Genomic DNA, 1,384 nt, shown 5'->3' on the forward strand with positions numbered 1-1,384 from the left:
CGGCGTTGAGCCGTCGGCCGGCGGCCGCGGCGGACGGCCGGGAGCCGGAGCAGGGCGGCGAGCGGCACGGCGAGGGCGGCTACCGCGACCTCCCCCACCCCACGGTCATCGGCCACCGCGGCGCCAGCGGCTACCGCCCGGAGCACACCCTCGGCTCCTACCAGCTCGCCCTCGACCTCGGCGCCGACGTCGTCGAGCAGGACCTCGTCCCCACCCGGGACGGCCACCTGGTGTGCCGCCACGAGAACGAGATCGGCGGCACCACGGACGTGGCCGACCGCACCGAGTTCGCCTCCCGCCGCACCACCAAGAGCATCGACGGCGTCTCCGTGACCGGCTGGTTCACCGAGGACTTCACCCTCGCCGAGCTCAAGACCCTGCGGGCCAAGGAGCGCATCCCGGCGCTGCGCCAGCGCAACACCCTCTACGACGGCCGCTGGGAGGTGCCCACCTTCGAGGAGGTGCTGCGCTGGGCCGAGCGCGAGGGACGCCGCCGCGGCAAGCGGGTGTGGCTGCACGTGGAGACCAAGCACCCCAGCTACTTCCGCGCCCTGGGCCTGGGCCTGGAGGAGCCGCTCGCCCGGCTGCTGCGCCGCTACGGCCGCGACCGCCGCGACTCCGCGGTGTTCCTGCAGTCCTTCGAACCCTCCAGCATCCAGCGGCTGTCCCGGCTGGTCTCCTGCCCCCGCGTGGTCCTGCTCTCCGACGCGAACACCCGCCCCTGGGACTTCCAGCAGGCCGGGGACCCGCGTACGGTCGCGGACCTGGTCAAGCCCGCGGGACTGGCATGGATGGCCGGCTTCGCCCAGGGCATCGGCCCCACCCTCAACCTCGTGATCCCGCGTGACGCGGCCGGCAAGCTGGGCACGCCGACCACCCTGGTGCGCGACGCCCACGCCCAGGGCCTGGTCCTGCACCCGTGGACGGCACGCAACGAGAACAGCTTCCTGCCGGCCGACTTCCGCAAGGGCACCGACCCGGCTGCGTACGGGGACTCCTTCGCCGCCTACCGCACCTACTTCGAGCAGGGCATCGACGGCATCTTCACCGACAACCCCGACACCGGCCTGCTGGCCGCCGAGGCCTTCCGCCCCGGCCGGCGCCCCGTCAACCGTTAGGCGGCCGGGGACGACGTACGGGTGGGGCGCGGCCGGGAGGGCAACCGACCGCCGGGACCGGCGCGTCCCGCCCGGCATGGACCTGCTTCAGGAACTCGGCCCGCTGCTCTCGGCGGAGGCGGCCGCCGAGGCGCCCGGCGCCGGGGTGGACCCGGCCGATCTCGAACAAGCCGTCTGGGTCAGGCTGCTGGAGCGCGGCCCCGGCCCCGCCCCCGCCGAACCCGCGCGCTGGCTGCGCCGGGCGGTACCTGTCTCTTATACACACC

General features: G+C 74.6%; 1 protein-coding gene and 1 pseudogene. Both read left to right on the plus strand.

The genetic code is table 11. The features are described 5' to 3' along the window. Positions 1-5: 5 nt before the first annotated feature. Positions 6-1,118: a glycerophosphodiester phosphodiesterase gene (locus tag GPJ59_RS36230; RefSeq protein ID WP_258025441.1), complete on the plus strand. Its 1,113-nt coding sequence runs from the start codon at positions 6-8 to the stop codon at positions 1,116-1,118. Between the two features lie 76 nt (positions 1,119-1,194). Further along, positions 1,195-1,384, plus strand: a pseudogene (locus GPJ59_RS36235) (hypothetical protein); the annotation flags it as partial.

Source organism: Streptomyces bambusae (genome assembly GCF_019400985.1).
GTDB lineage: Bacteria > Actinomycetota > Actinomycetes > Streptomycetales > Streptomycetaceae > Streptomyces > Streptomyces bambusae_A.